The 3,661-nt window shown below is 74.1% G+C and carries 4 protein-coding genes and 1 pseudogene; 3 read left to right on the top strand and 2 right to left on the bottom strand.

Annotated features, from left to right (window positions below; translation table 11 throughout):
* The coding region (locus M4J07_RS47045) for an APC family permease (protein ID WP_255983420.1) at positions 1–821 on the bottom strand (821 nt) is incomplete at its 3' end.
* Positions 822–931: 110 nt separating this feature from the next.
* Between M4J07_RS47045 and M4J07_RS47040 the strand changes: the two genes are divergently transcribed.
* Complete coding sequence (locus M4J07_RS47040) at positions 932–1,393, top strand: Lrp/AsnC family transcriptional regulator (protein WP_255983418.1); 462 nt, start codon at positions 932–934, stop codon at positions 1,391–1,393.
* Here M4J07_RS47040 and bla read toward each other — a convergent pair.
* Entirely contained in the window at positions 1,390–2,286 is an 897-nt protein-coding gene (bla, locus tag M4J07_RS47035) for a class A beta-lactamase (protein ID WP_255983416.1), read from the bottom strand. The two genes, M4J07_RS47040 and bla, sit on opposite strands and share 4 nt — an antisense overlap.
* Before the next feature lie 145 nt (positions 2,287–2,431).
* Here bla and M4J07_RS47030 point away from each other — a divergent pair, with 145 nt between their 5' ends.
* Together M4J07_RS47030 and M4J07_RS47025 are read left to right on the top strand one after the other, a co-directional pair.
* Positions 2,432–3,274: a nitrilase-related carbon-nitrogen hydrolase gene (locus M4J07_RS47030; protein ID WP_255983414.1), complete on the top strand. Its 843-nt coding sequence runs from the start codon at positions 2,432–2,434 to the stop codon at positions 3,272–3,274.
* A gap of 124 nt (positions 3,275–3,398) precedes the next feature.
* Positions 3,399–3,661: pseudogene (locus M4J07_RS47025) on the top strand (bifunctional 3'-5' exonuclease/DNA polymerase); the annotation flags it as partial.

The raw sequence follows: 3,661 nt of genomic DNA, 5'->3' as shown, positions 1-3,661 counted from the left end.
GCGGAGCCCAGTTCACGCTCCAGGAGCAGCGTCAGCGGCGTCGACGTACGCCCCGCCACCCCACCGAGCACCCCGATCGTGACGACCGCGAGCCCGAGGTAGAGGACGGCCACGACACCCCACGCCCACCGCGTGGCCCGCGGCAGATCGCGGGCCGGGTCCCGGAACCCGTCGGAGAGGTGGCTGACCGCCTCCCACCCGGCGAACGCGAAGAACAGCACCCCGGCCGCCGTACCGACGGCCCCCCACCCGTGCGGCGCGAACGGCGTGAACCGCGCCGCCCGCACCCCGGACCCGCTCAGCGCCACGGTCGTCGCGAGCAGCACGGCCAGCAGCCCGACCAGCACCAGCTGCAACCGGCCCGACAGCCGCAGCCCCACCAGGTTCGCCGCGTACGCGACCGCGAGGACGGCGAGCCCCACGGCGGCCGCCGGCCCGCGCCCCCAGCCCGCCGCCGCGGCGACGTACTCGCCGCCGATGAGCGCGGCGGCCGGTACGCCCAGCGGCACGGCCCAGTAGAACCACCAGCCGACCGGCGCCGCCGCCCGCGCCCCGAACGCCTCCCGGACGAACGCCGCGACCCCGCCGCTGTCCGGCCGCCGCGCCCCGAGCGCCGCGAACACCAGCGCCACCGGCAGGCTCACCGCGACGAGCACCGCCCAGGCGAGCACGGACGCGGGCCCGGCCGTGGCCGCCGCCGTCGACGCGAGCGTCAGCGCACCGGGACCGAGCACGGCCCCCACGCACAGCGCGGCACCCGTGACCACTCCCAGCCCACGTCCGCCCCCCGGCTCCCGATCCCTCTCGTGTTCTCGGTCCATCTCCCGTTCCTCCGCCCATGGTTCGCCGTGACGACGCGAACGTAGGACGGACGAACGGAGATCGACCGAGTCACCGCACGAGATTCGGTGCGGGCGGCACAATGGCGGCCATGGACGACATAGATTCGGCGATCCTGGAGCATCTGCAGCGCGATGCGCGGATCACCAACCGGGACCTCGCCCGCGCCCTCGGCATCGCCCCGTCGACCTGTCTGGAGCGGGTGCGGGCCCTGCGCAACCGGGGCGTGCTCACCGGCTACCACGCGACGGTCGACCTGGCCGCCCTCAACCGCCGCGTACAGGCCCTGGTCTTCCTCCAGATCCGCCCGCTCAGCCGGGAGGTCATCGAGAGCATCAAGAGTTACGTCGCCGGGCTGCCGGAGGTGCTGAGCGTGTACGTCGTCGCGGGCGGCGACGACCTCGTCGCCCACGTGGCCGTGCAGGACGTGGAGCAGCTCCACAGCATGCTGATGGACCGCTTCAGCCCGCGCCGCGAGGTCGTCACGTTCCGCAGCTCGATCATCTTCCAGCACGTGAGCGAGCCGGTGGTGAGCCCGCTCGACGACGTCTAGCCCAGCGCGCCCGCCACCAACTCCGCCGCACGCGCGACAAGTTGATCGTCCGGCGTCGCGTCCTGCGCGGGCTTCGTGGTGAGGACGGAGAGGACGACGGGCGCGCCGTCCGGGGTCCAGGCGACGCCGACGTCGTTCGCGGTGCCGTACGAGCCGGTGCCGGTCTTGTCGCCGAGCACCCAGTCGGCGGGCAGTCCGGCGCGGAAGCGTTCGTCGCTGGTGGTGTTGGCGAGCAGCCACCGCGTGAGCCGGTCGCGGTCCTCGGGAGCGAGCGCGCGGCCCAGGACGAGGTGGCCGTACGTGGTCCCGACGGCGCGCGGCGTCGTCGTGTCCGTGCGGCGGCCCGGCTCGGCCGAGTTCAGTTCGGGTTCCCAGCGGTCGAGGCGGGTCACCCGGTCCCCGGCGGAGCGCGCGAAGCGGGTGACGGCGGTGGGGCCGCCGAGGTCGCGCAGCAGCAGGTTGGCGGCGGTGTTGTCGCTGAACGAGACGGCGGCGCCGCACAGTTCGGCGACGGTCATGCCGTGGGCGAGGTTCTCCGGCTTCCCGGTGACGGGTGCGCCGCCGGCCCGGTCGATGTCGGCCTGCGTGTAGTGGACGCGGCGGGCCAGGAACTCGCCGTGCCGGTCGAGGTCGCGCAGCACGGCGGCGACCGCGAGCGTCTTGAAGGTGGAGCAGAGGGGGAAGTGTTCGTCGGCACGGTGGGTGACGGTGCGGCCGGTGCGGACGTCGTGCCCGAACACGCCCAGCCGGGCGCCGTGTTCGCGCTCCAGGGCGGCGAGGCGGCGGGCCACCCGGTCGGTGGCGTGCGCGGTGCCGGTTCCGAGGGCGACCGTGGTGACGGCGGTGACAGTGGTGGCGGCGGTGGCGGTGAGTAAGGCGCGGCGTGTGGTCATGCCGCGAGTGAAACAGCGCCGCCTGCGCGCTCCACGACGACACGGCCCGGGGCGGCCGACGTGGCCGGAATGTTGGCCGACGGGGAGGCGCTCCGGATGCCGGGTCCCGCGGAGGCTGCGAGGCTCAGGACATGAGGCTCAGGACATGAGAGTGGCTCTTGCCCAGACGGACTGCGTGCTCGGCGACGTCGACGCCAATCTGGAGACGGCCCGCGCCCAGCTCGCCCGGGCCGCGGACCAGGGCGCCGACCTCGTCGTCTTCCCCGAGCTGAGCCTGCACGGCTACCACCTCGGCGCCCTGACGTCGGACACGTCGATCGCGGCGGACGACCCGCGACTCCTCGGCCTCGCCCCCGCCGGTGGCCCCGACGTGCTGGTCGGCTTCCACGAGCACACCGGCCTGCGCGCCTTCAACACCTCGGCCCACTACTCGGGCGGCACCCTGCTGCACGCCCACCGCAAGCTGTACCTGCCGAACTACCTGGCCTGGGAGGAACGCAAGCACGTCAGCCCCGGCCAGCACCTGCGCGCGTACGACCTGCCCCGCGGCCACGGTCGCGCCGCCACGCTCGTCTGCAACGACGCGTGGCAGCCGGTCCTCCCGTGGCTGGCGGTGCAGGACGGCGCGGAGGTCCTCTTCGTCCCCGCGAACAGCGCGGCGACGCTGGACCCCGAGGCCATGGACACGGGCCTGTACTGGGACACGCTGCTCGCGTACACGGCGAAGATGCTGCAGTGCTGGGTGGTCTTCGTGAACCGCGTCGGCAACGAGAACGGCGCCTCGTTCTGGGGCGGCTCCCGGGTGGTGGACCCGCGCGGAACGGTGGTGGCCCAGGCCCCCCAGTGGGAGCCGGCCCTGGTGACGGTCGACCTGGACGTCCACGAGGCCCGCCGCCAGCGCAGGGCGGTACCACTGGTGGCGGAGGCAAGACTGGGCCTGATCGACCGCGAGGTCCGCCGCCTGATCGACGAGGGCGGCGACAGCTAGCCCCACCAAGCCGACCCCCATCAAGCCCCTCCGGCGATTGAGGAGCGGGGTCCGGGGCGGAGCCCCGAGACGTCAGCCACGTCGCAGCGCCCCGATGTCAGTGCCGAATGTGACACTCGCAAACGTGAACGAACGCTGGGCGCTGACCCCCACCGAGCACGGCGGAGCCGACGTCGTGCCGCTGGGCAAGGACGGCCTGCCCACGTCCCCCGTCACCCACGAGCCCGACCTGACCGAGGCCGTCCGCTCCCGACCGGAGGTCACCCGCTGGGTCTGGCGCGACACCCACGCCGTCCACCCCCGCCTCCTCGCCGCCGGCGTCCGCGTCGAGCGGTGCTACGACATCGAGGCCGCCGAGACCCTGCTCCTCGCCCACGAGGGCCGGCA

Source organism: Streptomyces longispororuber (genome assembly GCF_024448165.1).
GTDB lineage: Bacteria > Actinomycetota > Actinomycetes > Streptomycetales > Streptomycetaceae > Streptomyces > Streptomyces longispororuber_A.
This window is presented reverse-complemented; position numbering and strand designations above follow the sequence as displayed.

What these genes read in the sequence shown, in the direction of transcription:
- M4J07_RS47040 (WP_255983418.1), top strand. Translation starts at nt 932, where the DNA reads ATGGACGACATAGATTCGGCGATCCTGGAGCATCTGCAGCGCGATGCG.
- bla (WP_255983416.1), bottom strand. Translation starts at nt 2,286, where the DNA reads ATGACCACACGCCGCGCCTTACTCACCGCCACCGCCGCCACCACTGTC.
- M4J07_RS47030 (WP_255983414.1), top strand. Translation starts at nt 2,432, where the DNA reads ATGAGAGTGGCTCTTGCCCAGACGGACTGCGTGCTCGGCGACGTCGAC.